The following is a 25,047-nucleotide window of genomic DNA, read 5'->3' on the forward strand; positions in this document are numbered from 1 at the left end:
CGATCGCCCATGCGAGGAACGACGTTCCGCTCCGATAAGGGAGCGGCGTTATGAGCCTTGGCGTTTCGAGTGGGGATCTGATCGGCTCCTGGAGCCTGAGTTTTTCGGACATCGCGTTCGTGACCGGCAAAGCGGAGACGGCACGACTGGGATTGGCGGTTCAGCTTAGATTTTTCGCCGGGCATGGCTTCTTTGTGCCGGATCATGCGTCGATACCCTCCGACGGTGTCTTGTATCTGGCGGAGCAACTTGGTCTCGATGCCAAATCCGTGAACCACTATGATTTTTCCGGGCGCACCGCCCGCCGGCATTGCGCGGAGATTTTGCGGCATCTCGGGTTCCGCCGTATGACGCAGACGGATCGCAGGGCGTTGTCGAGGTGGATTTCCGACGATCTTTGTGCGGGCGGGCAGCCGATCAATGCCATGCTCGAGCATGTTTTCCTGTGGTGCCGCGACCGCCGTATCTATGGGCCGTCGCGCAAGGAGCTGGAACGCCTCGTCCGTTCGCAACGACACCTCTATCTGGAGGCCCTGTTGGCCCGAGTCCGCGATCGGCTTGCGCCGGATGCGGTCGCCTTGCTGGAAGCCTCGCTCGCCGATCCCGATGGCCCGACCGGCTTCAACACGATGAAGGGGGATGCAGGTCAGGCGACGCTCGAAAACATTCTTGGCGTGACCGCCAAACTCGCCTTTATCCAACGGCTTGCTCTTCCCCGAGATTTCCTATCGGTCACGGGCAAGGCATGGGTCGATCAGATCGTTCGCCGGGTTGCCGGCGAGAAAGCCTCGGAGATGCGCCGGCATGTACCGGCGCGCCAGCTCGGGCTCTATGCCGTTTATCTGATGGCGCGGGAAGCTCAGCTTACGGATGCGATGGTCGACCTGCTGATCGAGACGGTCCATAAGATCGGATCGCGCTCGAAACGCAAGGTGGTGGGCGATATCGCGAAAGACATCGAGCGGGTCTATGGCAAGGAGCGACTCCTGGTCGAGATTGCCAGCGCTTCGATCGACGATCCATCCGGGCGCATCTGCGATGTCATTTTCCCAATCGCCGGCAAGGACAAACTGGCGGCGATCATCAAGGAAAGCCAGGCAAAGGGCGCCTTGGATCGGCGGATCTACAAGGTGATGCGGAGGTCATGGGCCAATCATTATCGCCGTATGCTGCCAAGCCTGCTTTCGGCACTGGAGTTCCGGTCGAACAACGCCGTGTGGCGTCCGGTGCTGGCGGCCCTGGACTGGATCAGAAGCAAAGTGGATGATGGATGCCGCTACGTGCCGCCGCACGCAGTGCCGGTCGACGAGGTCATTCCGGCGAGATGGCGCAGTTCCGTCATTGATGAAGAGGGGCGCGTAAACCGGATCAGTTATGAGCTTTGTGTCCTCGCGCAACTGCGCGATCGCATCCGTTCTAAGGAAATCTGGGTTGTCGGGGCGGACCGATACCGCAATCCCGATGACGATCTTCCCAAGGACTTCGATGCGCGGCGAGAAGCATATTACACAGGATTGAACCTGACGGCGGATGCGCGTGCATTTTCAAGCGCCATCCGGGAAGAGCTTGCTCAGGAACTGTTGCTCCTCAATGCCAATATTCCCCGGAACGACAAGGTTCGGCTGCTGTGGCGCGGCGAGAACCGTATATCTCTCACCCCGTTCAAACCCTTGCCCGAACCCAGGGGTCTCGCCTCGATCAAGACCGAGATCGGCCAACGCTGGCCGATGACCGGGCTGCTCGACGTACTGAAGGAGGCTGCCCTTGATACGGGACTTCTCGAAGCGTTCGAAACATCGGCCTCGCGTGTTGCACTGCCGAAAACCGCGCTGGATCAACGTCTCCTGCTATGCCTCTACGGCCTGGGAACGAATGCCGGGCTCAAGCGGATCGCCGGCGCCACCCCCGATGTCAGCTATGAAGAGCTGCTGCATGTCCATCGCCGCTTCGTTCATGCCGCGGCGCTCAAGGAGGCGTGTGCCAGGGTTGCGAATGCGACCCTGGCAATCCGCAATGCTGCAGTCTGGGGGGACGCCGGCACGGCCTGTGCGTCAGATTCCACAAAGTTCGGAGCCTGGGATCGCAACCTGATGACGGAATGGCATGCGCGTTATGGTGGACGGGGCGTCATGATCTACTGGCATGTCGAACGACGCGCGACATGCGTCTATTCCCAGCTCAAGCGCTGCTCTTCCTCCGAGGTCGCCTCCATGATCGAGGGCGTGCTGCGCCATTGCACCGACATGGAAATCCAGCGACAATATGTTGATAGTCATGGCCAAAGCGCGGTTGGCTTTGCATTTTGCCGGCTTCTCGGATTTGAGCTTGCACCCCGCCTGAAAGCGATCGCTCGCCAGAAGCTGGCTCTTCCCGATGTCGGCATGCGAACGCGGCTTCCCCACTTGCAGCCGATCCTCTCCAGTCCGATCAACTGGGATGAGATCGAGCAGCAATATGACGAGATGGTCAAATATGCAGCCGCGATGCAGACAAAAACCGCCGACCCGGAGGCGATCCTGCGCCGGTTTAGCCGCTCCGAGGTGATGCACCCGACCTACAAGGCGTTGAGTGAGCTGGGCCGCGCGGTCAAGACGATCTTCCTGTGCCGGTATCTGCGCGAGGAGTCCTTCCGCCGCGAAATTCATGAAGGCCTGAATGTCGTTGAAAACTGGAACAGTGCCAATGGGTTCGTTTTCTTCGGCAAGGGCGGCGAGATCGCCACTAACCGCATCGATGAGCAGCAGCTCTCGGTCCTGGCGCTACATTTGCTGCAAGCGTCGCTTGTCTATGTGAACACCCGAATGCTTCAGAGCGTGCTGGTGGAACCGAAATGGACGGGCCGGATGACGCCGGATGATTATCGCGGCCTCACACCGCTGATTTACAGCCACGTCAATCCTTATGGCCGCTTCGACCTCGATCTGAATAGCCGGATCGATTTTGGGCGGCTTGCTGCCTGACCGGGGCCTTTCCGCTCGCACCATTTGGGTGCACCCGAACGTGACGATCGGAAGTGACATATACGACATGTCACAAAAGGGTGGTTCCGTCACCAATGTTACTGTACGAGGGCAAAGCCACCCTAATGTGACGGATTTGCCCATGACCCGCGTCGGCTACGCCCGCGTCAGCACCATCGACCAGGATCTCGACATCCAGGTTGCCCGGTTGAAGGCAGCGGGCTGTGAAATCCTCCGCTCCGAAACAGGCTCGGGCGCATCGCGCACTGGACGCACGGAGCTTGAGACGATCATGCAGTTCCTGCGCGCCGATGACGAACTCGTCGTCCTGCGTCTCGATCGGCTCGGTCGCTCCACACGCGATGTTCTCAATCTGGTTCATGAACTCGACCAGAAGGGAGCCTCATTGCGGGTGCTTGAGCCGGAGGTGACGACGGCCGGAAGCATGGGGCGGATGGTGATCACCATTCTGGGCATGGTCGCGGACATGGAACTGACGTTCATCAAGGACCGGCAGCGCGCCGGGATCGAGGCGGCGCGCGCCGAAGGCGTCTACAAAGGCCGGAAGAAAAACATCGATGACGATGAAATCCGACGCCGGATCACCGCCGGCGCGAGCAAGGCCAGCGTCGCGCGCGACCTCAAGATCTCAAGAATGACCGTCTATCGGGCGCTTGACGTCATTCCTTCAAGGATCGGGCTGCCGGAAAAGCCGCCTTCTGTCACCATCGCCCTGCATCTGACCATCGAGAACTTCAACAAGCATGGTCGTGGCAGAAAGCCCGCTCGCGAGCGCATTGAGGCGATGCTGGAGCGGGATTACCAGATGCAAAAGACCGGGAACTGCGATTACACGCTGACCGTCGCCTATGATCAGGGTGCCGATGGCGTCAGCCTCGATGATGAGATCGCATCTCTCCAGACAGAGATGTTCAACATCGCAGAGAGCTACAGGTGCTCGATCGAGACCGATGTTTACGAGATTGGAGGACAAGAGCGAGCCTGGTAGATCGCCATGTTCAATCTTTGTTCTTCAACATGGCCAAAATCGCAGCTTCGGGCCGACTGGGCCATTTATGCCGAGGCGTTCGGGTCCGCCGAACCGCTTTTTGCCCATGCAGGCCGGTCGGTCGATGGGGGAAGTTTGTTGAGAAGCTTGCCGGTTGCCGATCTTGCGCGGATGACAAGCCAGGCGATTAACGAACTGGCACGCCGGGACGCGGTGATGGTAGGACGCCGGGGGCTGGGTCCGTGCGATTGGCGCGTCATAATGTACAGCCTGACGAGCGCACGAACCTTGCGTGAAGCTATCATGCGCTGCTGCGATTGTTTTGAAGCTATAGACTGGCGATGTGGCAAAATGGCGCTGCGGACCCATGGGGACAGGGCGGAACTTCAATTGCAGGCTATGCGACCCGGCGGGTCGACGTCAGCGGGCTGCTTGATCGACCTTTTTGGGTTGATGGAAATACATGGTCTTTTCGGTTGGCTGATCGATCACGCAATTCCAGCGCGCAACGCCTGGTTGAATCATGCGCCCGAAATATTCGAGGCGCTTAACCTGCCGGTATTGCCTTTCCCGGTGCGCCTCAACGAAGGCTGGAGCGGCTTTGATTTTAGTGCGTCTCTGCTGGATTATCCCGTAATGCGTAGCTGGGAAGACCAGCACCGACGGCCGCTCAGCAATCTCCTGTTCGTCTCCAACCCTCAGGAAGCCGACCGGACGCCAACCGAGATACGCGTTCGCGGCATTGCGATGGCAGCGCTCAAAAATGACCAGCGTTTGCCTAGTTTCGGAGAAATCGTCACCGCTTTAGGGGGAAGCGAAGCCACGCTGCGCCGCCAACTGGCGCGGGAGGGTACAAGCTACCGTCAGGTGCGCGAAAGCTGCCGTCGCGAACTGGCGCTGCATTTGTTACGGAGGACTGGCTTGTCGATCGAGGAAATCGCTGGGCGACTGGATTATTGCGATTCAGACGCCTTCCGCCAAGCCTTTCGTGCATGGACCAGCCATTCCCCGACATCCTACCGTCTGGGAAGTGGCGCAAGTGCGAACCAGAGAGAATTTTCTGAGTGATATATCAAGACCGACGCTCGCGGTTTCCGACCGTTCAAGTGGAGGCATCAAGAATGGCGGGGAATCTGTCAATCTCTGCGACCGCTTCTCCAGGAGGGTGGCTCTCCGCCAAAAGAGAACCCTGCCCCCGCAATGCAGGAACAGGGTCTAGACATTGGATAAGTCTGCGCCCCCCTTACCCCCGAAAGGGAAGAGAGGCCACGGAGGTTATCACCACTTGAAGCTGAGCGTTGCGCCGAACTCGCGGGGGTTCATCACGTTCGCCGTGCGATAGCCGGAGTTGAGCGGCAAGCCATTACCGTTGCACAGTGCCGGATTTAGATAATATCCGGGCGCACAGTAGGTCGACATCGTGCTGTTGCCCGTTGAGATGTTCGTGACACGCTTCTGATTCAGCACATTGCGTGCGAACAGTTCAATGCCCCAGCCCGCATCATCCGAGCGCACGCCCAAGAACAGATTGAGCAATTCGCGATCCCTGTAATTATAGTTCGCGCGTTCGGAATGGAAGCCGGGGCGGTAATCCAACAGGGCACGGACATATGGTGTAACCGTTCCCATGGGGAAACGGATTTCCGTGTTGGCCCTCAGAGTGAAATCCGGAACTTCCGCCATGCGTCCGCTGGTCGTGCAATAGCTCACATCTCCCGTGCCGACAACAGTTGGGTTGCCGTTTACATCGAATGTGTTGCACGGAATAGTGGCATTGTCGAAACGGGCCTTGGCATATGAGCCGCTGATATTCAGATCCCAGTCCGAGGTGGGACGAGCGTTAATCTCGGCTTCAATCCCCTTCACCTTGGCTTTGGTGTTGTAGTTGAAGTCGAAGCCGCCACTAGACTGATAGTCAACCGGTTGGCCATTTATGATAAATGTACGTCGCACATCGTAGTAGATGCCGGTGAAGCGATTGAGGAAATTATCGAGCTTTTGATAGAAGGCCGCGACCGTAAAATCGATCTTGCGATCGAGGGCAGAGCCTTTGAGACCGATTTCAAAAGAATCGGTCTTTTCAGGTGAGGTCTGAACAAGGTCGTTGGAAATGAAGGCGGGCGTTGCTACCCCATGGCTGCCCGCGCGGAAAGAATGGCCATAGGAGAAATAGGCATTCAGAGCGGGCGAGAAAGCGTAGTTGACTGTCGCGCCACCAGTGATCGGCTTCTCGTTACCACGGAATGGTCCGTCCACAATGGGATTTGACGGGATCGACGCAGGCAACGGATCGAAAAAGATGCTGGTGACCTGCGTGTTCTTCATGATGGAGTAGCGCAGGCCGCCGGTGACCGTCAGTGGACCCGTTTTGTAACGCAGATTGCCGTTGAATGACCAAGTCGATGTGTCAACCGGGACGACGATCCTCAAATCCAGAGGGGAGATGGTAAACGGCAACGTTGGGGCGATGATTGTATCCTGCGCCTGATTTACAATGGTGGTGCCGGTCTGCTTTTGATAAAAAGCGCCCACGCCCCAACCAAGTCCTTCGTCGTTGTTCGACGACAACCGCACTTCGGCCGTATCCACCTTATATGGCGTGACTACATCCGAAGTCGGCACGTAACCGGGGACGGCATTGCCCGTGTCGAGGTCGCGGCTGATTTTCAACTTAGTGAACTGGTGAGAGCCTAGGACCGAAAGCGTAGCTGGACCCAAATCCCAATCAGTCACCAGATTGACGATATGAGTTTCGTTGCGGTTACGGAAGATCCCTTCCTGCACCGCCTTGTAGTCGGAAGCGGTCAAGGGCGGTCCGGACGAAACCGAGGTGTCCGGAGCCACAATGAAGCCGAAGCCATAGGAAGGCTGTGTAAAATCGAAGCCATCAAGATAAAAGGGCGTGTTGCCGCTGCCTATAACCTGCTGGAACTGCCGGTTGTCGGCATACAGATATTGGTAGGTCAAATAGGCAGTAAAATCCTCGGTCGGCCTCCAACCCAGGGTGCCACGCACGCTCTCGGTGCGGCTCCTTGACCGTTGGCCATTCCGATTGACGTCGCGCACTTGATTGAGGCGGTTGCCGTCAACCACGCCGGCGAGGCGAATAGCCAGCTTGTCGTTGAAAGGCAGAGAAGCGCCAAACTGCACGTTATAGCCAGCGCGGTCGGTTGCAGTTGCCTGGGCATAACCCTCCGGCGCGTCAAAGTTCGGACGCCGTGTCGTGATCGTGATCGAACCCGCGGGTGCAGAGAGGCCCCGCAACAGGCCTTGCGGGCCGCGCAGCACTTCGATTTGCCCGATGTCGTACATGGCGGTGTAAACAGTCTGCGCATCGGCCGGAATTTCGTTAAGATAGACCTGCACCGCCGGAGCGGTACCCTGATCCGGATCGAAGGTAATGCCACGCAGCGTCGTCGTATTATTCCGTCCAGTCGAGTTGCTCAACTCGAGACCCGGTGCGAGTTGGGAGACGTCCTTGATGTCGAAGATCTTGAATTTTTCAAGCTGTTCGCCAGTTGCGACGTTCACCGACATCGGCACGTCCTGCAGCTTTTCCGCCCGGCGCGTGGCGGTGACGATGATTTCATTGTTGGAATTTTCAGCTCCGGCCTGTGCATAAGCCAGCGCGGGTACAGCAAAAGCAGAAACGCCAGCGCACAGGAGCGCCGCGCGTGAGACACGCTTAATTCGCATCGATAATCCTCCCCTGAGGGTGTTGCTGTTAAACGGCTCTCGTTAATTTGGGCCGTTTCGCGCACTATATTCGAGTGGACAACGCTGGCAACGCTTTTCTGAACGGCGACGTGCGAAATGAACCGCATGAGCAAAATTGCTTCGCCGGTTGGTTGAGCCGAGCGAGAAAGGTGATGCCAAACCTTACCTCAGCAGCTTTGCGTTGGCGCCAAGATGCCGCCGCAAAACAAGCCGGTCAAACGGCGCGCATGAGCATTGAGATGGACCGGATCGATGCTGTTTTCGGCCTCGCCCTGAAAAAAGCGGCGATGGGATTCAGAGAGGATGAGGCTGGTGAGAGACTCGGCCGCGAAAGCCACATCCTGATCAGGGATGCTGCCCTGATCGATCTGCGATTGTAGAAATGCGATCATGGGGTCGAGATAACGGCGCACGACGACCTGTTCGATATGAGGGCGGGCTTCTTCCATGAAGGAGGGGTTCAACATCAACAGGCGGCGCATGCCGGTGGCATAGGGTTCGCACACTTCGACAAGGCACGCCTCTACGAATGCGAGCAGGCTTTCGCGCCAGTCGGGGCGGGGAGGGACGGTCATCGGTTCCAGGCCATAACCCAGCATTTGCCGGACGACCGCAGCAAACAGCGCGGATTTGTTGGGGTAATGGGCGTAGACGGTTTTCCGCGAGAGACCTGATGCGGCGATGATCGAGTTCATCGTGAGGTTCGGCCCATGTTCGACGAGCAGCTGCATCGCGGTATCGACCAGGCGCTGCTCGACGTCGCCGCTTTCTTCGCGGCGGGGGCGGCCGGGGCGGCGGATGGGGGGAGTGGAAACCATGAAGGAAAGCATTGGCAAAAAAAGCTTCGGTTGAAAATAAACAATCTTGTTTCTTTTTGTCGCGGCGCTATCCGTGTCGCTGTCGATCAAGGTTGGAGTCATTCCGCTTGCCGCTTTCTGGCCCGCGCCGTTCATCACTTTTGTTCTGTGCGCTGCTGTGTGGTTGCGCGCCGTCGATCGAACTCGCGCGCCCCAGGATCGCGTTGCCCGAGCGGTTCGAAGCGGCACCCGCCCTGGCCGCCGAGGAAAGGCTGGACCGCTGGTGGATGCGTTTTAACGATCCGCAACTTTCCGCATTTGTGGAACAGGCGCTGGCGCAGAATACCGATGCCCGTTCAGCCTATTTCCGGCTGCGCGAGGCGCGCGCCATTCGTGACCAGTCGCTATCGCAGCGCCTGCCGACGGGTGCCGTCAGCGGATCGGCCAAGATACAGGATGGCAGCCAGCTGTCGGGCACCGATCTGTTCGGGTCCACCGCGCGCAGTGACAGCCAGTCGCTGGCCTTCAGTCCCAGCTGGGAACTCGACCTGTTCGGCAGGCTGAGCGCGATCGGGCAAGGCGCGCGGGCGACCTATGTGGCGGCGGCCTATGATTATCATGCTGCCCGGTTGAGCCTGGCCGCCGATGTTGCGAGCGCGCTGTTCGAGGCGCGAGGATTGGCTGTCCAACGCGACGACGCGCAGGAGGGGTTGCGCATCGCGAGAGAATTGGAGCGAGCCTCACAGCTCGGCCGCGATCGCGGGCTGGTGGCCGCTTCGGAAACGGCCCGGTTGGAAGGTGACGCGGCAACGGCGCAGGCAGAGCTGACGCGGATCGAGACGGCGCTGCGAAACGCCAAGCGGTCGTTGCTGGTCCTGATCGGAACGCCGGACGCCCCGACCGATAGCCTGCAGATAGAGGCGCGGCTCGATACGGCGCCGCCGGTGCCGCCGCTGCTGCCCGCGTCGCTGCTGACGCGACGACCGGATATATTGGCTGCCGAGGCACGGGTCGCGGCAGCGACGAGCGCCGTCAAGGTCGACAGGCTGGCGCTGTTTCCGCGCTTCACGCTTCAGGGCAACGGCAGCATCAGCCGGACGTCCGGGGTGGCGGGCGGCGTTTCCAGCCTCTGGTCCATCGCCGCCGGATTGAGCCTGCCGGTCCTGGACCGCACCCGCCTGATGGCGCAGCTGCGCGCGACGGAGGCGCAGGGCGAACGCGCCGTGGTGAGCTATGAGGCTGCGGTGCAGGCAGCCTTTCGGGATGCCGACATCGCGCTGGCGCTGGTCGCTGCCGATCGGGTGCGGATCACCGACCTCAGCCTTGCCGAGGAACGGGCGCGCTTTGCGTTTGACGCGGGGCGGAAAGGCTATGGCGCGGGCCTGATTGACCTTACCACACTGATCCAGTCAGAACAGACATGGCGCGCGGCACGCCGGGCGCTCACCAATGCGCGGACACAGGCGCTGGGCAATGCCGTTGGCGCCTTCCGGGCTTTGGGCGGCGGGTGGAGCCCGGATGATCCCGCGACGGCGCCTGAACAGCCGCCGGTCGCCCTGCCTATTCAATCCAAGGAAATGCCGTGACCTTCAAGCTGCGTCCCCTTGCCATGGCGCTTCCCCTCGCCCTGCTGCTTGCCGCCTGCGGTGGGGGCAAGGAAGCGGCCAAGGAGCCGCCGCCGCCGACCGTGACGGTGGCCTTGATTGATCATCGGGCGCTGGCAGGAGGTCTTAGCGCCTCGGGCCGCCTGATCCCGCGCGAGGAAGTTGCGGTCGCGCCGGAGCTTTCGGGCTATCGCATCGCTCGCGTGCTGGTGGAAGAGGATGCCAGGGTAGGCGCCGGACAGGTGTTGGCGGTGCTGGACGATACGCTGCTGCGTTCGCAGATCGATCAGGCGCGCGCTCAATTGAGCCAGCAGCAGGTCGCCTATGAGCGGGCTCGTATGGACGCGGGCCGGGTAGCGGGCCTCGATAATCAAGGCGTGCTGTCGCAGGAAGCGATCGACCAGCGGCGTATTGCAGCGCGATCGGCGCAGGCCGCCGTGGGCGTGGCGAAGGCGCAGCTTGACGACCTGCTGACCCGCCAGAGCCGGTTGATCATCCGATCGCCCGTGGCGGGCCGTGTTCTCCAGCGATCCGCGCGGCCGGGCGAGCCGTCCGCATCGGGAACGGTGCTGTTCACTATCGCGCGCGACGATCTGGTCGAATTGGACGCCGAAGTTGCAGAAGCGGCCATGGGAACGCTGTCCATCGGTGATCCCGCGACGGTCACATTGGCGTCGGGCACCAGGCTGTCGGGCAAGATCCGGCTGCTGGGCGCGCGTGTCGATAATCAGACGGGGCTTTCGAGCGCGCGCATCGCCTTGCCGGTGAACCCGCAATTGCGGCCCGGCGGATTTGCCAAGGCGGAGTTCGTCAAAGCCAGCGGCACCGTGTTGGCCGCGCCTGAAGCCGCGGTGCATTATGATGCGGACGGCGCCTATATGCTGTTGCTCGACAAGGCCGACCGGGTCCATCGCGCTTCGGTCCGGACAGGGCGGCGCGCGGGTGGCATGGTCGAGATATTGAGCGGCGCGAAGCCCGGCGTGCGGGCGGTGCTGGGTGGCGGCGCTTTCCTGCTGGAGGGTGACCGGGTGCGGATCGCCGCGGGCAGGGGCAAATAACCATGCGTATTTCCGCCTGGGCCATCCGCAATCCGATCCCGGTCGTTTCGCTTTTCATCCTGCTGACGATCGCGGGGATCGTGGCGTATATCGGCCTGCCCATAAAGCAGTTCCCCAACGTCAATTTCCCTGTCGTCAGCGTGACGGTGACGCAGAATGGCGCGGCGCCCAGCGAAGTCGAGAACCAGATCACGCGGCCGATCGAAAATGCGCTGAGCAGCGTGGCTGGGGTCAAGCATATCAGCTCTACGGCCGTGCTGGGATCGTCCACGACGACGGTCGAGTTCGAACTGCACAGCGACATGCAGAAGGCGACGGACGATGTCCGTACCGCGGTGGAGCGTGCGCGCATCGATTTGCCGCCGGGGATCGACCCGCCGCTGGTGCAGCGTCTGGACATCGATGCCGCGCCCATCCTGACCTACGCGGTCAGCGCGCCCGCGATGGGCAACACGGAATTGTCGCGCTTCGTCGACAAGGTGGTCACGCGCGCATTGCAGGCCCAGCAAGGCGTGGCGCAGGTTCACCGCATCGGCGGCGCGGATCGGGAAATCAACATCGTGCTGGATGCCCAGCGGATGGCGGCACGGGGCGTGACAGCGCCGCAGGTGAACAACGCGCTCGCCGCGTTCCACAGTGACGATCCGGGTGGCCGAGCCGATGTGGGGGCGGTCGAACAGACGATCCGTGTCCTTGGGTCATCCATGACCATCGACAGGTTGCGCGACCTCGCGATTCCGGTTCAGGGCCGCTACGTTCGCTTGGGCGACATTGCGGAGATTGGCGATGGCGCGGCGGAGCAGCGCGGATTTGCGCGGCTGGATGGCAGGCCGGTAACCGCGATCCAGATCAGCAAGACGCGCGAAGCGAGCGACATCAGTGTCGAGGACCGGGCGGTCAAGGCGATAGCCCAGATCGAGGCCGAGCATCCGGGCGTCACCTTCACCAAGCTGGTGTCCACGGTGGATTCGACGCGGCGGACCTTTGCATCGACCCAGCATGTGCTGATCGAGGGCATTTTTCTGGCGGTGATCGTCGTCTATCTGTTTCTGCGCAACTGGCGCGCGACGATCATCGCGGCGGTGGCCATGCCCCTGTCGCTAATCCCCACTTTCGTCCTGATGTCGGCCATGGGGTTCAGCCTCAACAGCATCACGCTGCTGGCGCTGACATTGGTGATCGGCATCCTGGTCGATGACGCGATCGTGGAGGTGGAGAATATCGAGAAGCGGATCGAGACTGGCGAGACGCCCTATCGCGCCGCGTTGATCGGCGCGGATGCCATCGGTCTGGCTGTGATCGCCACGACCGCGACGATCATCGCGGTGTTCGCGCCGGTATCGCTGATCCCAGGGCAGGCGGGGCAGTTTTTCCGCGAGTTCGGTTTGACCGTGGCCGTCGCGGTGCTCTTCTCGCTGGTCGTGGCGCGTTTGCTGACGCCGCTGATGGCCGCCTATTTCCTTGTCCCGCTCAAGGATCGGACGCATCGGGAAAAGCGGCCCGTAAACCCAATTTATGGCCGCATATTGGATTGGGCCTTGGCACACCGATGGATGACGATGGCGATCGGTGGCGGGATTTTCCTTCTGTCGCTCCTGCTGGCGAGCCTTACCCCGGTGGGATTCCAGCCGGTTGGCAATCCGGGCTATCTCTACATCGCGGTGCAGGGGCCGCCCGGCGCGACGCGTGACGACATGGCGCGGGCAGTGAACGACGCCACCCGCATGCTTTCGGCAGAGCCCGCAGTGGAACGGGTCTTTGCCCAGGTAGGATCAACATCCGGCGGCTTCAGTGCGGGCGACGACATGCGCACGGGCACGCTGACCGTGGTGCTGAAGCATGATCGCGACGTCACGACGGACGAGTTCCGGCAGATCATAAGGCCAAAATTGCGCGATATTCCGGACGTGCGCCTGTCCAATCAGGGCACGTTCGGTTCGGCTGGCGTCAACATCGTGCTGGCCGGGGAAGACGGGCAGGCGTTGGAGCGCACGCAAATCGAATTGTTGCGGCAGATGCGCAACGTGCGGTCGATTTCCGACCCCCGCCCGGCGCCGCCGCCCGCAGGTCCGGAGTTGATCGTGACGCCCCGGCCGGAGGAGGCGTCGCGCCTTAACGTCGATAGCCGGACGCTGGCCCAGGTGCTGCGCATCGCGACCATCGGCGACATCGACGCCAGCGTAGCGAAATATTCGGATGGCGACGAACGCGTGCCGATCCGCGTCCGCCTGCCCGAAGGATCGCGTCAGGATCTGGAGACGATCGCGAACCTTCGCGTGCCGACCATCGATGGACAGACGACGCCCTTGTCGGCGGTTGCGGATATCCGGTTCAAGGCGGGACCGGGCAAGATTGTGCGCTATGACCGGGAGCGGCGCGTGTCGGTGGAGGCGGACCTGATCGCCGGGCGGACATTGGGCCAAGCGTTGCAGGAAGTGAACGCATTGCCGGTCATGCGCAACCTGCCCAAGGGGGTGCAGGAGGCGAAGACGGGCGATTCGGAGGCGATGTCCGAGTTGTTTGGTGGCTTCATGCTGGCGATCGTGGGGGGTATCGGGCTGACATTTTCGGTGCTGGTGCTGCTGTTCAAGGGCTTCTTCAAGCCGGTGGTTATCCTGGCCGCGCTTCCGCTGTCGCTGCTGGGTGCCTTTGCCGCGTTGACGCTGTTCGGCAAGACGCTGGACTTGCCCGCGATGATCGGCCTGCTGATGCTGCTTGGCCTGTGCGCGAAAAATTCGATCCTGCTGGTGGAATTCGCGATCGAGGAGGAGCGGGCGGGCACGCCGATGACGGAGGCGCTGCGCAACGCATGCCGTGAACGGGCGCGGCCGATCGTCATGACGACGGTGGCGATGGCGGCGGGCATGCTTCCGACAGCCCTGGGCATTGGGGAAGGCGCGGAATTTCGTCAGCCGATGGCGCTGGCGGTGATCGGCGGCCTTATTACCTCAACGGCGTTGTCGCTGATCTTCGTCCCGGTGATTTATGAGATCGTCGAGAGCGTCGAAAGATGGATCGCGCCAAGGGCCGCGCGTCTGGTGACGCCGCGTCAACCGGGAGATGACGATCCGTTTCCCATATGATGGAAATGTTGACAGATGCTCACTGATCGCTTGACTTATCGAACATGCATGTTCAATTAGATGTGCCTTTTAGGCACTCTCCTACACCTACCTGGGCCGGCCACAACCGGCCCTTTCTTTTTGCGGAGGTGTGGCAGGAGCCCAATAGAAAAGGGCGCTTGCGCGCCCCTTTCCCTCAATAAAGCCTGAGCTTTTTACCCTTAGGGCAGCTTGGCCAGATCGGCGTCGATCGCCGCCAGGCGGGCGTCGGTGACATCGTCGGGCGAATATTGCTGGACCGCCTTCAGGGTCATGGCGCGGGCCATGTCAATCTGATCATTGGTGGTCATGCCGGGGATGTGCTTCTCAACGATCGCCTTGGCAGCGGGGTTGTCGAGCAGGACACCCAGTTCGGTGTCGGTCGAGTTGTACTTGGCGGGAGCGGCAGTTTCCGCCAGCGCCGGAGTGGCGAGCGACAGAGCAGCGGCAGCAAGAATCAAAAAGCGCATGGAACAGGATCCTCCGTTTGTGATTTTTCCTATATCGCACGACAACGTGCTAAATTCAAGTCACCAGCTTTCGCGGGCGGCCATCAAAAGATCGACGGTTTTCCGGGCGGCGGCCAACAGTTCGGCTTCGACGATGGGACCCGCGCTGCTTTCCTGCAATTCCCACCCGGTGATGGCGGCGACAAGCTGTCGAGCGATTGCGGAAGGATCACGGGCAGGAATGCCGTCGCGCGCGGCTGCCTGGCTGATGTCGTCGCTGATGAGGCGCACGATGTAGAGATAGCCTGCTTCATACATAGCGCGGGCGAGTTCGGGGAAGCGTTCGCGATTGGCGAGCGTCAGGAGCTGGAACGCGTGCACTTCCTGCTGAAGCAGCGACCGCGCAATCATTTGCGCGTGATGGTGGAGGCGTTCGGCAATGTCATCGGTCAGCCGATGATCCTGTCTGGCCGATATCAGCGACCATTGTTTGACGCGATCATGGATGACGGTCGTGAACAACGCTTCCTTTGATGGATAGCGGGCATAGAGCGTGCCCTTGGAAACGCCGGTGGCCGCAGCGATATTCTCCATCGCCACGCCGTCATAACCCAGTTCCAGGAACATCTGGGTGGCGGTCGCCAGGATAGCGCGATCGATCGCGGCGACCTGTTTCGCGTCGGGTCGGCCGCGTTTTGGGGTGAATGCTTTCTCGGTCTTTGTGGCTGGCATGACCACATCTCTGACTCAAGCCATGAGCGGAAGCAATGGCCTTCTGAAATAAATCGAACGACACCGATCGAATATTGACGCGCGTGGTTCTGGAACGTAAGAATGTAAACTGCCGACAATCGGAAAATGTCCCCCCAGCGGAGAGGCTGCACATCATGAAGAATTCCTCATCCATCCTGTTGCTTGCCGCCGCAGGGACGATGCTGACGCCGGTCGCGGGATATGCCCGCGATACCCAGAAGTCGCCTGAGCGCAGAGCGGCCGAGACCCTGACGAAAATGACGGGTGAAGAGAAGATCCGGCTCATCCACGGACCCATGACGGGCCTCGTGCCTGCGTCGAAGCGGCCGCAGGGAATACCCCTCAGTGCGGGATATATCGAGGGAGTGGAGCGCCTTGGCGTTCCTATGCTGGTGGAAAGCGACGCTAGCCTTGGCGTGTCCAACCTGATGGAAATGCGCAAGGGCGATGTGGCGACGGCACTGCCCTCAGGGCTTTCGCTTGCGTCCACATGGGACCCGGAAATCGCCCATGCGGGCGGTGCAATGATTGGTGCGGAGGCGCGGGCCAAGGGTTTCAACGTGATGCTGGTGGGCGGCGTCAATCTGGTGCGTGACCCGCGCGCTGGCCGCAATTTCGAATATCTGGGTGAAGATCCGCTGTTGGCTGGGGAACTGGTCGGCAGCCAGATCAGCGGCGTGCAGTCCAATGGCATCATCGGCACGATCAAGCATTTCGCGCTCAACAATCAGGAAACCGGTCGCAACATCGCATCGGTGAACATGGATGAGCAGGCGATGCGCGAGAGCGATCTGCTGGCTTTCCAGATCGGCATGGAACGCGGCAAGCCGGGGTCCGTGATGTGCGGCTATAACCGCGTCGATGGAAAATACGCCTGCGAGAATCCTTTTCTGCTGAACGACGTGCTGCGGCGCGATTGGGGCTTCAAGGGTTATGTGATGTCGGATTGGGGCGCGGTGCATTCTACCGAGGCCATCATCGCAGGCCTTGATCAGCAATCAGGCGAGCAGATCGACGGCAAGCGCTATTTTTCCGACCTGATGGTTGAAGCGGTCAAGGCGGGGAAGGTGCCGCAGTCGGCGGTCGACAAGGCCGCCGGACGCGTGCTCTACGCCATCTACGCTCATGGAGTGGCCGACAAGCCGCTACAGCCGGGTCAGTCGATCGACTATGATGCCAACGGCGACATCGCGCAGCGTGCGGCGGAACAGGGGATCGTCCTGCTGCGCAATGAGGGCGGCATCCTGCCGCTGGCCGCTTCGGCGAAGACGATCCTGGTGGTCGGAGGCAACGCCGATGTTGGCGTGCCGAGCGGCGGCGGTTCGAGCCAGGTCAATCCCGTGGGCGGGCTGAAGCGCGTTTCCAAGGGCGCGGAAAGCGGCCCCGCTGCTGGCTTTGCCCGTCGCGGCTATGGGGGTACGGCGCCGCTCGACGCGCTGCGGGCCGAGTTTCCGAATGCGGCCGTCAGCTATCTGGACGGCAAGGATGTGCCAGCCGCTGTTCAGGCAGCGAAGTCGGCCGACATCGTTGTCGTTTTCGCGGAGAAGTACGCGACCGAGGCGGTCGACCACAAGGACCTGTCGCTGGGCGAGGGTCAGGACGAACTGATCGACGCGGTGGCAAGCGCGAACGGAAAGACGATTGTAGTACTGGAAACCGGCAACCCCGTCCTGATGCCCTGGCAGGCCAAGGTCCCCGCGATTCTTTCCGCCTGGTATGGTGGTCAGCGTGGCGGCGCTGCGATTGCGCGGGTTCTGACCGGAAAGGTCAACCCGTCCGGCCACCTGCCCGTGACCTTCCCGGCCTCGGTGGATCAGTTGCCCAATCCAGTGCTTCCCGGTTCCGACGCGCCGCCTGCGGATAAGGAAACGCGCGCCGTCTATGGTCTTCAAGCGGGTTTGAAGCCGTTCGACATCGTCTATCCGGAAGGATCGGACGCCGGTTATCGCTGGTTCGACAAGAAGGGGCTGAAGCCGCTTTATCCCTTCGGCTACGGTCTTAGCTACACCCAGTTCCGCTATGAAGGGCTGAAGGTCACGGGCGGAAAGGCGCTGTCTGTCCGCTTCACCGTGGTGAATAGCGGCCAGCGGGAGGGTGCGGACGTGCCGCAGGTCTACGTCACCCGGCCGGGCAAGGCCAAGCGGTTGATCGGATGGGCGAAGCCCAATCTCAAGCCCGGCGAAAGCAAGGAAGTCACGGTTACGGCGGACATGCGCGTGCTCGCGGACTTTGATGCAAAGGCGCAGCGTTGGGTGGTGCCAGCGGGTGACGTCAAGGTAGAGGTGGGCACATCCGCCGCTGATCCGGTGCTGACCGGCACGGCGCGGCTGAACCGTATGATGCGGAGGCCCTGAGCCATGGCGGCGAAGCGTTTGATCAAGAACTGCCTACTGGCCGCAACAGCCATGTTCGCGCTTGTCGAGACTCCGGCCTTTGCAGGCCCGCTGGACGATCATTTCCAGAGTCCGCCCGTCGATGCCCGGCCCCGGCTGCGTTGGTGGTGGCCGGGCGATGCGGTGACGGATCAGGAATTGCAGCGTGAGCTGAAGCTGATGGCGGACACCGGATTTGCCGGTGCGGAGATTCAGTCTTTCACGCCCAATTTCGTGACGCTTACGCCGGATGAGAAGGCCCGCGTCGATCAATATGCCGAGCCGTCCTTCTTCGCCCATGTCCGCGCTGCGGGGGAGGCGGCGAAGGCGTTGGGCCTGACGCTGGACTATACGCTGGGTTCGTCCTGGCCGTCCGGCGGCGGTTTTGCCATCACGCCGGAACTGGCGTTCACCGAACTCGCCATGGCCAGCACCCAGGTCAAGGGCGGCGAGGTCGGCCCAATCAAGCTCAATATCCCAAAGCGCACAAGGCGGCTGGGCGCGCTCAGCATGTTCGATGCGCGCGTCAAGGACCCGAAGGTCGCCGACTGGGGCAAGCGGATGGAGGGCCGGGCGCGCACTGTCGCGGTCGTTGCGGTCAAGGGCAATGCGCCCGTGCTTCAGCCGTCCGCGCCCGGCGCGATGGGCATGACATTGACGCCGTGGCGGGACGTGGTGACTGCTGGTACGCTCGATCCTTCATCAAGCGTCGTCCTGACCAGCAAGTTGCGCGATGATGGCACGCTCGACTGGACCCCACCGCCCGGCGATTGGCAAATCTTCGTGTTCCGCCAATATGCGTCCGACGTCGGTGTATTGGGCGCGGCCGGGCAGGGGCCGCAGCTGATACTGGATCATATGAACCCGCAAGCCTTTGCAGCGCATGCGGCGCGCGTCGGTGATCCGTTGGGGAATGACCCGGTCGGAATCCGATCGACGTTCGTGGACAGCCTGGAATTGATGCAGGATATTCAGTGGGGACCTGAATTGCTGCAACAGTTCAGGAAGCGGCGCGGCTATGATCTGACGCCCTATCTGCCCTTCGTTGTCCAGCCCGGTTGGATGCAGGCGTGGAACGAGCATTGGTCGCCGCCCTATTTCGACACGGCGAACAGCGATGTGGCGGAACGGGTTCGCGCCGACTATCGCCGCACGGTTTCAGACATGATGATCGAGGGGTTCATCCAGCCTTTCGTGGCATGGAATCATGCGCATGGCCTGAAGGCGAAGTTCCAGGCGCATGGCGGCGCTTTCGATACGATCCGGGGATATGGTCTGGCCGACATACCGGAGACCGAGGATTTGCCGGGCGCGGGCGATCCGCTGTTCATGCGCATGGCGCGGTCGGGCGCGCATCTCTACGGGCGCGCAATCGTGTCTGGCGAAAGCCTCGCGTGGAAAGACCGTCCCTATAATGTGACGCCCGAAGAGATGCGCCGACGTGTCGATTCTTTCATGGCTGGTGGCGTCAACTCCATGATCCTGCACGGCTATAACTACCGTTTACATGCAGACGATTGGCCCGGCTGGCACGCGTTCCAGCCCAGCCCCTTTGCCGGGGGCTTTTCCAGCATGTTGAACGAGACCAATCCGATCTGGCCCGCGATGAAGTCTTTGGCGGGCTATATCGGCCGATTGCAGGCGGTGATGCAGGCAGGTGAGGCGGCGGTTCCGGTCGCCTATTTCTATGGCCGCTACGGCTATTATGTCGGCATCGAGGATGACGGCGCGGGCAAGCAGGAAGCGGAAAAGGCGTTCCTGGCGGGCGGATATGATTTCGACCGGATCAACCCGGACTCGATCGCTCATGCCCGGATCGAAGGGAAACAGCTCGTTTCGCAGGGTGGCCAGCGCTACCCGGTGCTGGTGTTGCCGCCGATCGATGGCATTCAGGCAGAAACAGCCGAGGCGATCGCGCGTTTTGCCAAGGCGGGATTGCCGGTGTTATTCACCGATCGAGCGCCGAGCCGGGATGAAGGGCTGGCCCAGGCTCGCCAGCGCGATGCGAGGGTGAAGAAGGCAGTCGCCGCCGCGCTGAAATCCGGAGCGAAAATCGTTCCCGCCGCTGGTGTGACCGATGCTCTGCGGGCAGCGGCGGTTCCGGCCAATCTGCGCTTTTCTGGTGACGCTGCCGATCTTTACTTCGTTCAGCGGAAGATTGAGGGCCGTACCGCGACCTTTGTGTACAACAGGGGAGACGCCGCACGGCAGGTGACGCTGACGCTGCCCGAAGTGGGGGGCGTGACGCGGTGGAATGCGATGGACGGCACGGTTGCGCCTGTGTCGGCGCGCGTCGCTGGGCAGGGGACGGACGTGCCGATCAGCCTGGCGGCGGGGGAAAGCGCGCTCCTGATGCTTGATCCCACGACGCAGGCGGTCACCGTTCCGGCACCGGCGACTGTGGCCAGCATGACGCTGCCCATGGATGGATGGCGGCTTCAGGCGGCCGGTCGTGTCCAGCGCAAGCCCTACAGCCAGGATTTCGCCTCTATCAGCCTGAAGGATTGGCAGCAGGTGCCTGAACTGGCGCGCTTTGCAGGAACGGGAACCTACAGGCGCACGATCAATGTCGATGCGGGCTGGTTGACCAAAGGAACAAGCGTGATGCTGGATCTGGGCGAAGTGCATGACGTCGCCACGGTGACGGTCAACGGGCAAAGTTTGCCCACCCTGTTCAGCGCACCGTTCCGCGTCGATGTGACGAAGCTGGTTCGGGCGGGCAAGAATGACATCAGCGTTGCTGTCGCCAACGTACCCCAGAATGCGATGATCGATCCCAAGGATACGATCTACAAGAAGTTGAAGCCGGTTCCGGCCGGATGGGTGGGGCCAGCGAAACTGGAGGCGCAACGGTGAAAGGGCGGCGTTTCGCAGCCGCGATCGCATCCTGCCTGCTGATTGCAGCGGCGCCGGTCGTAACTTCTCCAGAAGCAGGATTGAAGTCGGTTAATCCGGAGTTGCGGCCGGTCGCGCGCGGCATCATGCAGGCGCAGCGCAGCGGGGTGACGTACAAGCCCGCCAAGCCCGGCCCACTGCCCGCAGGGGTCGAGGAGCGGCAGGCACCCGGATCGCGCGGACATCCGGCGGTGCCGGTCTATGTCGTGAACGCTGGTGCCGAGCAGGGGGCGCCGCGGGGCGCCATCTTCTTTGTCCATGGCGGTGGTTTCATCGGCGGTGATGCGCGGGAAAATCTGCCCGCGCTCAAAAGCCTGGCCGAGCGGCTGAACTGCGTGATCGTATCGGTGCAATATCGGTTGGCGCCGGAGACGCGTTTCCCCGGACCTCTGGAAGATGCCTATGCGGGTTTGAAATGGCTGCACGGCAATGCCGCCGCGCTGGGCGTCGATCCGGGGCGGATTGTCGTCATGGGTGAAAGCGCGGGTGGCGGCTTGGCTGCCATGCTGACGATTGCGGCGCGTGACAGGGGCGAGGTGCCAGTCGCGTTTCAGGCGCTTATCTACCCCATGCTGGACGATCGGACGGGCTCTTCGCGTCCAGTGCCGCCGCATATCGGCCAGCTGATCTGGACGGCAGAGTCGAACCGGAAGGGCTGGCAGGCGCTGCTGGGGCGACGGCCTGGCGCTGCCACCCAGCCAGAAGGCGCGGTGCCTGCGCGGGTGAAGAACCTCAAAGGACTTCCACCGACCTTTATCGGGGTCGGGTCCATCGACCTGTTCGTGAACGAGGATGTGGAGTTTGCCCGCCGCCTGATCGATGCGGATGTCCCTACCGAATTGCTGGTGATACCGGGCGCTTTCCACGGGTTCCAGCTGATCGTGCCGCGCGCGGCCATATCCCAGCAATTCAATGCCGCGCTCGATGCAGCGTTGGCCCGTGCCCTTTCCCCGGAGAAGAAATGATGAGGATGCGCACATTGTTGGCTGCTTCGCTGATGTTGGGTGCTGCGCCCGCCGCTATCGCTCAAACGGGTGGTGCTGAGGGCTGGATCAGTCATGCGGAGGCGGGGCCAGCGGTGCGCCCGATCGTCCTGCATTTCCGCCGCACGCTCGACCTGCCGGACAAACCACGCTCTTATAAGGTGCAAGTAACGGCAGATAACCGTTTCATATTGTTTGTGAATGGTGCGCGCGTGGCGGCAGGGCCTTCGACGGGCGACATCGCCCACTGGCGCGAGGAGAGCATCGACCTAGCGCCCTATATGAAGCGAGGCGTCAACGTCATCGCGGCGACGGTGTGGAACGGGGTGCAGCCCCTGAAGCTGCCCGCCAATGCCACGCCCGCGCAGATTTCGGCGGCTCAGGGCAGTTCGCTGTTCACCAACACTGCGCCGCTGTTCCAACAGAGCGTCGCGACCGGGTTTCGCCTGATCGGCGAAGGCGAGGCAGCGGAGCTTTCCACTGACCGGCAGGGGTGGCGGGTGAAGCGCGACCAGGGTCGTGGCTTCGCCAATGGCTGGGGGCAGGTGAAGCGATGGTATTATGTCGCGGGCAACCCTGAGAAGATCGATGCGGCGAAGGCTGATTTCGATACCGCCGGGCCGCAGGAGAAGGGCGAGGGCTGGCAGGACGCGGTTCCCGCTCCCGATGCGGCGACGCGGACGCTGGTGGCCGACCGGCTGCCGCAGCAATCCTATACGCCTGTGGCAGCGGGCAAGGTGGTGCGGACTGACCTGCCTGCCGCCATGGCCTTTCCCGCACGGGCGGTGATAATCCCGGCCAACAGCAAGGCGACCTTGCTTATTCAGCGCGATGCGATGGTGTCGGCCTATCCTCAGTTGGACGTGTCCGGCGGCAAGGGGGCGGCGATCAAGCTGCTGTGGACCGAGGCGCTATACGATGCGCAGGGCCGCAAGGGCGACCGAAACCTGATCGAGGATCGCAAGCCGATCGGCATATGGGACAGCTTTATCGCGGATGGGGAAAAGCGCAGTTTTGCCCCGCTATGGTGGCGGACCTGGCGCTATGCCGAAATTACGGTTGAGACCAAGGATCAACCGTTGGTGCTGGAGGGGCTAAGAGCCTACGAGACCGGCTATCCGTTCCAACAAGTCGGTAAGTTCCAAAGCGATGATCCTGAACTTGCTCGGATTTTCGATATAGGTTGGCGCACGGCGCGGGTCGATGCGCATGAAACCTATATGGACACAGCCTATTGGGAACAGCTGCAATATGCGGGCGACACGCGCCTTCAGATGCTGATTTCCTATGCCGTATCGGGTGACCCCCGTCTGGCCGAGCAGGCGATCGATGCCTTCGCTGCATCCGATGTTGATGGCGGGTTGATGGAAGGCGCCTGGCCGACGCGCGGCAATAATGTGATCGCGCCCTTCGCGCTGATGTGGGTTGGCATGCTGGATGACTGGCGATTGCGGCAGCCCGATCCCGCGCCTATCGTCCGTAACATACCGCGCATGCGCCGGGTTCTGGACTGGTTCGAAACCTACCGCCGCCCCAGCGGCCTGTTGGGTAAGAATCCGCAATGGAACTTCATCGACTGGGTCGGCCAGCCCGCGACCGATCGGACCATCTTTCCTTCCTATGGCAAGACCGATGAAAGCTGCCTGATGAGTGTCAGCTGGCTCGGCGCTCTCCAGCAGGGGGCAGCGATCGAGGCAGCCTTTGGCGATGCCAGCCAGGCGCAGCGTTATGCCGCGCGTGCCGAGACGGTGAAGGCGGCAATCCGCAACCGCTGCTGGGTTCCGGCGCGCGGTCTTTATGCCGATAATCCTGATGGCGACCGATTCAGCCAGCATATGAATGCTCTGGCGATCCTTTATGATGTTGCGAACCGCGACGAGGCCGGAGCCATCATCGACCGGATAATGGTGCCGGGCAAAGGGATAGACGCACCGGAAGGGATCACCAGCGTCAGCTATTATTTTTCCTGGTATCTGGCGCAGGCGCTGGTCCATGCGGGGAAGAGCGACCGTTATCTCGACATGCTCAAGACGTGGCGTGATCTGCTGGCAATGCACTATACGACCTGGCCGGAAGAGCGCGACGACGCGGGGCAGGGGGGCAAGGGCCAATCGACACGATCGGACAGCCATGCATGGAGTGCGCACCCGAGCGCAGACCTGCTGGGTATCGTGGCCGGGATTGGGCCTGATGCGCCGGGCTATGCGCGGCTGAAGGTTGAGCCCGCGTTGGGATCGCTCAAGAGCCTGTCCGCAACCGCTGCCACGCCTCAGGGGCCGGTCAGCGTCCGCTACCGAATTTCGGGAAGCACCTTGAATGCCGAGATCACCCGGCCGACAGGGTTGCCGGGCGATTTCCTATGGAATGGCAAGCGCTATCCGCTGACGCGCGTCACCACCAAGCTGAAGGTGCCGGTGCGCTAGGACGGGGCAGCGGACTCAGCGCTTCGGGGCTTCCTTTGCCCCGAAGCCGTTGAGGTCGATCCAGCGGAACAACGCTTCGGTCCAACCCTGCGTCGTCGTGCCTTTGTAACCCAGGCCGAAACCATGACCGCCACGTTGATAGGCGTGGAACTCGATCGGGCGGCGAGCAGCGATCCAGCTTTCGATGAGCCCATAGCCCGCGCGCCCTGACAGCGGATCGTCGGTCGCCATCGCCACGAAGGCGGGCGGCGCGTCGGTGGGTACGTCCACCTTTTCCATCGGGGGATAGAGCAAGACGGAGAAGGCAGGACGGTCAGCAGGTGACGCATCGATGGTCACACGGATCGTCGTTCGCGCTCCGGCAGAAAAGCCGATCATGCCGACCTTGGCCGGATCGACATGCCATTGCGCCGCACGCGCGCGGACGAGCTTCAGCGCCGCGATCCCATCGGCGATCGCATAAGGGGGCGTGACGATGCGCAGACCTCCACCGGGCTTGCCGACCCAGTCGGTCATTCTGCCCTGCATCATCTTGCCGAAAGCTGGCCAGTCGCGCGGGGTCGGGTCCAACCGGTATTTGAGCACGAAGGCGGCGATGCCCTGATCGGCCAGCAGGCGAGCGACCTCCATCCCCTCATGATCCCAGGAAAGCGTCATGAAGCCGCCGCCCGGCGCAATGACCATGGCGGTGCCGGTCGCTTTTGCCGGGTCGGGGAGGACGGGCAGCAAGGCGGCTTCGCTGGTATTACGGACGCTCATGTTGCCGGACTTACCGAACCAGATTTCAGGTCCGTTGCCGCCGGGCACGGGGCCGGTGCCAAGAGGGATCGCCTGCTGCAATTCCGACGGGGCGGGCAGTTGCGCAGCCGCCGCCGTGGTCCCTAAAATCCATGCGGCAGCCAGGCAAACGAGCGTCGTTTTCATTC

The 25,047-nt window shown here is 61.8% G+C and carries 15 protein-coding genes; 10 read left to right on the top strand and 5 right to left on the bottom strand.

Annotated features, from left to right (window positions below; all coding sequences use genetic code 11):
- The first annotated feature begins 50 nt into the window (after positions 1–50).
- Genes IZV00_RS14745 through IZV00_RS14755 form a run of 3 tightly spaced genes read left to right on the top strand, consistent with a single transcriptional unit; the run spans position 51 to position 5,037 of the window.
- The gene (locus tag IZV00_RS14745) at positions 51–2,960 is read left to right on the top strand and encodes a Tn3 family transposase (protein ID WP_006961814.1); all 2,910 of its coding nucleotides are present in this window, start codon (positions 51–53) and stop codon (positions 2,958–2,960) included.
- A gap of 40 nt (positions 2,961–3,000) precedes the next feature.
- A complete protein-coding gene (locus IZV00_RS14750) occupies positions 3,001–3,969 on the top strand; it encodes a recombinase family protein (protein WP_225870698.1) in 969 nt (322 codons plus the stop codon).
- A 6-nt stretch (positions 3,970–3,975) separates the two neighbouring features.
- Positions 3,976–5,037: an AraC family transcriptional regulator gene (locus IZV00_RS14755; RefSeq protein ID WP_268934791.1), complete on the top strand. Its 1,062-nt coding sequence runs from the start codon at positions 3,976–3,978 to the stop codon at positions 5,035–5,037.
- Positions 5,038–5,247: 210 nt separating this feature from the next.
- Here IZV00_RS14755 and IZV00_RS14760 read toward each other — a convergent pair whose 3' ends face one another.
- Both IZV00_RS14760 and IZV00_RS14765 read right to left on the bottom strand, forming a co-directional pair.
- On the bottom strand, positions 5,248–7,665 hold the full coding sequence (locus IZV00_RS14760; protein ID WP_196227184.1) for a TonB-dependent receptor: 2,418 nt from the start codon (positions 7,663–7,665) through the stop codon (positions 5,248–5,250).
- A gap of 188 nt (positions 7,666–7,853) precedes the next feature.
- Positions 7,854–8,504 (bottom strand): TetR/AcrR family transcriptional regulator, encoded by a 651-nt coding sequence (locus IZV00_RS14765; protein WP_196227185.1) that lies wholly within the window; start codon positions 8,502–8,504, stop codon positions 7,854–7,856.
- A 107-nt stretch (positions 8,505–8,611) separates the two neighbouring features.
- Between IZV00_RS14765 and IZV00_RS14770 the strand changes: the two genes are divergently transcribed.
- The 3 genes from IZV00_RS14770 to IZV00_RS14780 are packed head-to-tail and all read left to right on the top strand — an operon-like array spanning position 8,612 to position 14,228.
- Positions 8,612–10,069, top strand: a complete 1,458-nt coding sequence (locus tag IZV00_RS14770) for an efflux transporter outer membrane subunit (protein WP_196227186.1) — start codon at positions 8,612–8,614, stop codon at positions 10,067–10,069.
- Positions 10,066–11,145 (top strand): efflux RND transporter periplasmic adaptor subunit, encoded by a 1,080-nt coding sequence (locus IZV00_RS14775; protein WP_230463442.1) that lies wholly within the window; start codon positions 10,066–10,068, stop codon positions 11,143–11,145. The genes IZV00_RS14770 and IZV00_RS14775 overlap by 4 nt, the downstream gene beginning before the upstream one ends.
- A gap of 2 nt (positions 11,146–11,147) precedes the next feature.
- The gene (locus IZV00_RS14780) at positions 11,148–14,228 is read left to right on the top strand and encodes an efflux RND transporter permease subunit (protein WP_196227187.1); all 3,081 of its coding nucleotides are present in this window, start codon (positions 11,148–11,150) and stop codon (positions 14,226–14,228) included.
- Between the two features lie 200 nt (positions 14,229–14,428).
- On the opposite strand, the gene IZV00_RS14785 is transcribed toward IZV00_RS14780, so the two are convergent.
- Both IZV00_RS14785 and IZV00_RS14790 read right to left on the bottom strand, forming a co-directional pair.
- Positions 14,429–14,716, bottom strand: coding sequence for a hypothetical protein (locus IZV00_RS14785; protein ID WP_196227188.1), 288 nt, complete (start codon positions 14,714–14,716; stop codon positions 14,429–14,431).
- A gap of 60 nt (positions 14,717–14,776) precedes the next feature.
- Positions 14,777–15,427 carry a TetR/AcrR family transcriptional regulator gene (locus IZV00_RS14790; protein WP_196227189.1) on the bottom strand — a complete coding sequence of 217 codons (651 nt, stop codon included), beginning with the start codon at positions 15,425–15,427 and terminating at the stop codon, positions 14,777–14,779.
- 155 nt (positions 15,428–15,582) lie between these two features.
- Between IZV00_RS14790 and IZV00_RS14795 the strand changes: the two genes are divergently transcribed.
- From IZV00_RS14795 to IZV00_RS14810, 4 genes are read left to right on the top strand one after another with little or no spacing between them, the layout of a single operon-like run.
- Positions 15,583–17,802, top strand: coding sequence for a glycoside hydrolase family 3 C-terminal domain-containing protein (locus IZV00_RS14795; RefSeq protein WP_196227190.1), 2,220 nt, complete (start codon positions 15,583–15,585; stop codon positions 17,800–17,802).
- 3 nt (positions 17,803–17,805) lie between these two features.
- A complete protein-coding gene (locus tag IZV00_RS14800) occupies positions 17,806–20,676 on the top strand; it encodes a glycosyl hydrolase (RefSeq protein ID WP_196227191.1) in 2,871 nt (956 codons plus the stop codon).
- A complete protein-coding gene (locus IZV00_RS14805) occupies positions 20,673–21,680 on the top strand; it encodes an alpha/beta hydrolase (protein WP_230463443.1) in 1,008 nt (335 codons plus the stop codon). Before IZV00_RS14800 ends, IZV00_RS14805 begins: the two co-directional genes overlap by 4 nt.
- Positions 21,677–24,121: an alpha-L-rhamnosidase-related protein gene (locus tag IZV00_RS14810; protein WP_196227192.1), complete on the top strand. Its 2,445-nt coding sequence runs from the start codon at positions 21,677–21,679 to the stop codon at positions 24,119–24,121. The genes IZV00_RS14805 and IZV00_RS14810 overlap by 4 nt, the downstream gene beginning before the upstream one ends.
- Before the next feature lie 15 nt (positions 24,122–24,136).
- Here IZV00_RS14810 and IZV00_RS14815 read toward each other — a convergent pair whose 3' ends face one another.
- Positions 24,137–25,045, bottom strand: a complete 909-nt coding sequence (locus tag IZV00_RS14815; protein WP_196227193.1) for an alpha/beta hydrolase — start codon at positions 25,043–25,045, stop codon at positions 24,137–24,139.
- Between the last annotated feature and the right edge of the window lie 2 nt (positions 25,046–25,047).

Origin of the sequence: Sphingobium sp. Cam5-1 (genome assembly GCF_015693305.1) — a bacterium.
GTDB lineage: Bacteria > Pseudomonadota > Alphaproteobacteria > Sphingomonadales > Sphingomonadaceae > Sphingobium.

Bases quoted from the DNA above. Each gene is read 5' to 3' on its own strand.
- IZV00_RS14745 (WP_006961814.1), top strand. From the start codon at position 51: ATGAGCCTTGGCGTTTCGAGTGGGGATCTGATCGGCTCCTGGAGCCTG.
- IZV00_RS14755 (WP_268934791.1), top strand. From the start codon at position 3,976: ATGTTCAATCTTTGTTCTTCAACATGGCCAAAATCGCAGCTTCGGGCC.
- IZV00_RS14760 (WP_196227184.1), bottom strand. From the start codon at position 7,665: ATGCGAATTAAGCGTGTCTCACGCGCGGCGCTCCTGTGCGCTGGCGTT.
- IZV00_RS14765 (WP_196227185.1), bottom strand. From the start codon at position 8,504: ATGGTTTCCACTCCCCCCATCCGCCGCCCCGGCCGCCCCCGCCGCGAA.
- IZV00_RS14780 (WP_196227187.1), top strand. From the start codon at position 11,148: ATGCGTATTTCCGCCTGGGCCATCCGCAATCCGATCCCGGTCGTTTCG.
- IZV00_RS14785 (WP_196227188.1), bottom strand. From the start codon at position 14,716: ATGCGCTTTTTGATTCTTGCTGCCGCTGCTCTGTCGCTCGCCACTCCG.
- IZV00_RS14790 (WP_196227189.1), bottom strand. From the start codon at position 15,427: ATGCCAGCCACAAAGACCGAGAAAGCATTCACCCCAAAACGCGGCCGA.
- IZV00_RS14795 (WP_196227190.1), top strand. From the start codon at position 15,583: ATGAAGAATTCCTCATCCATCCTGTTGCTTGCCGCCGCAGGGACGATG.
- IZV00_RS14800 (WP_196227191.1), top strand. From the start codon at position 17,806: ATGGCGGCGAAGCGTTTGATCAAGAACTGCCTACTGGCCGCAACAGCC.
- IZV00_RS14810 (WP_196227192.1), top strand. From the start codon at position 21,677: ATGATGAGGATGCGCACATTGTTGGCTGCTTCGCTGATGTTGGGTGCT.
- IZV00_RS14815 (WP_196227193.1), bottom strand. From the start codon at position 25,045: ATGAAAACGACGCTCGTTTGCCTGGCTGCCGCATGGATTTTAGGGACC.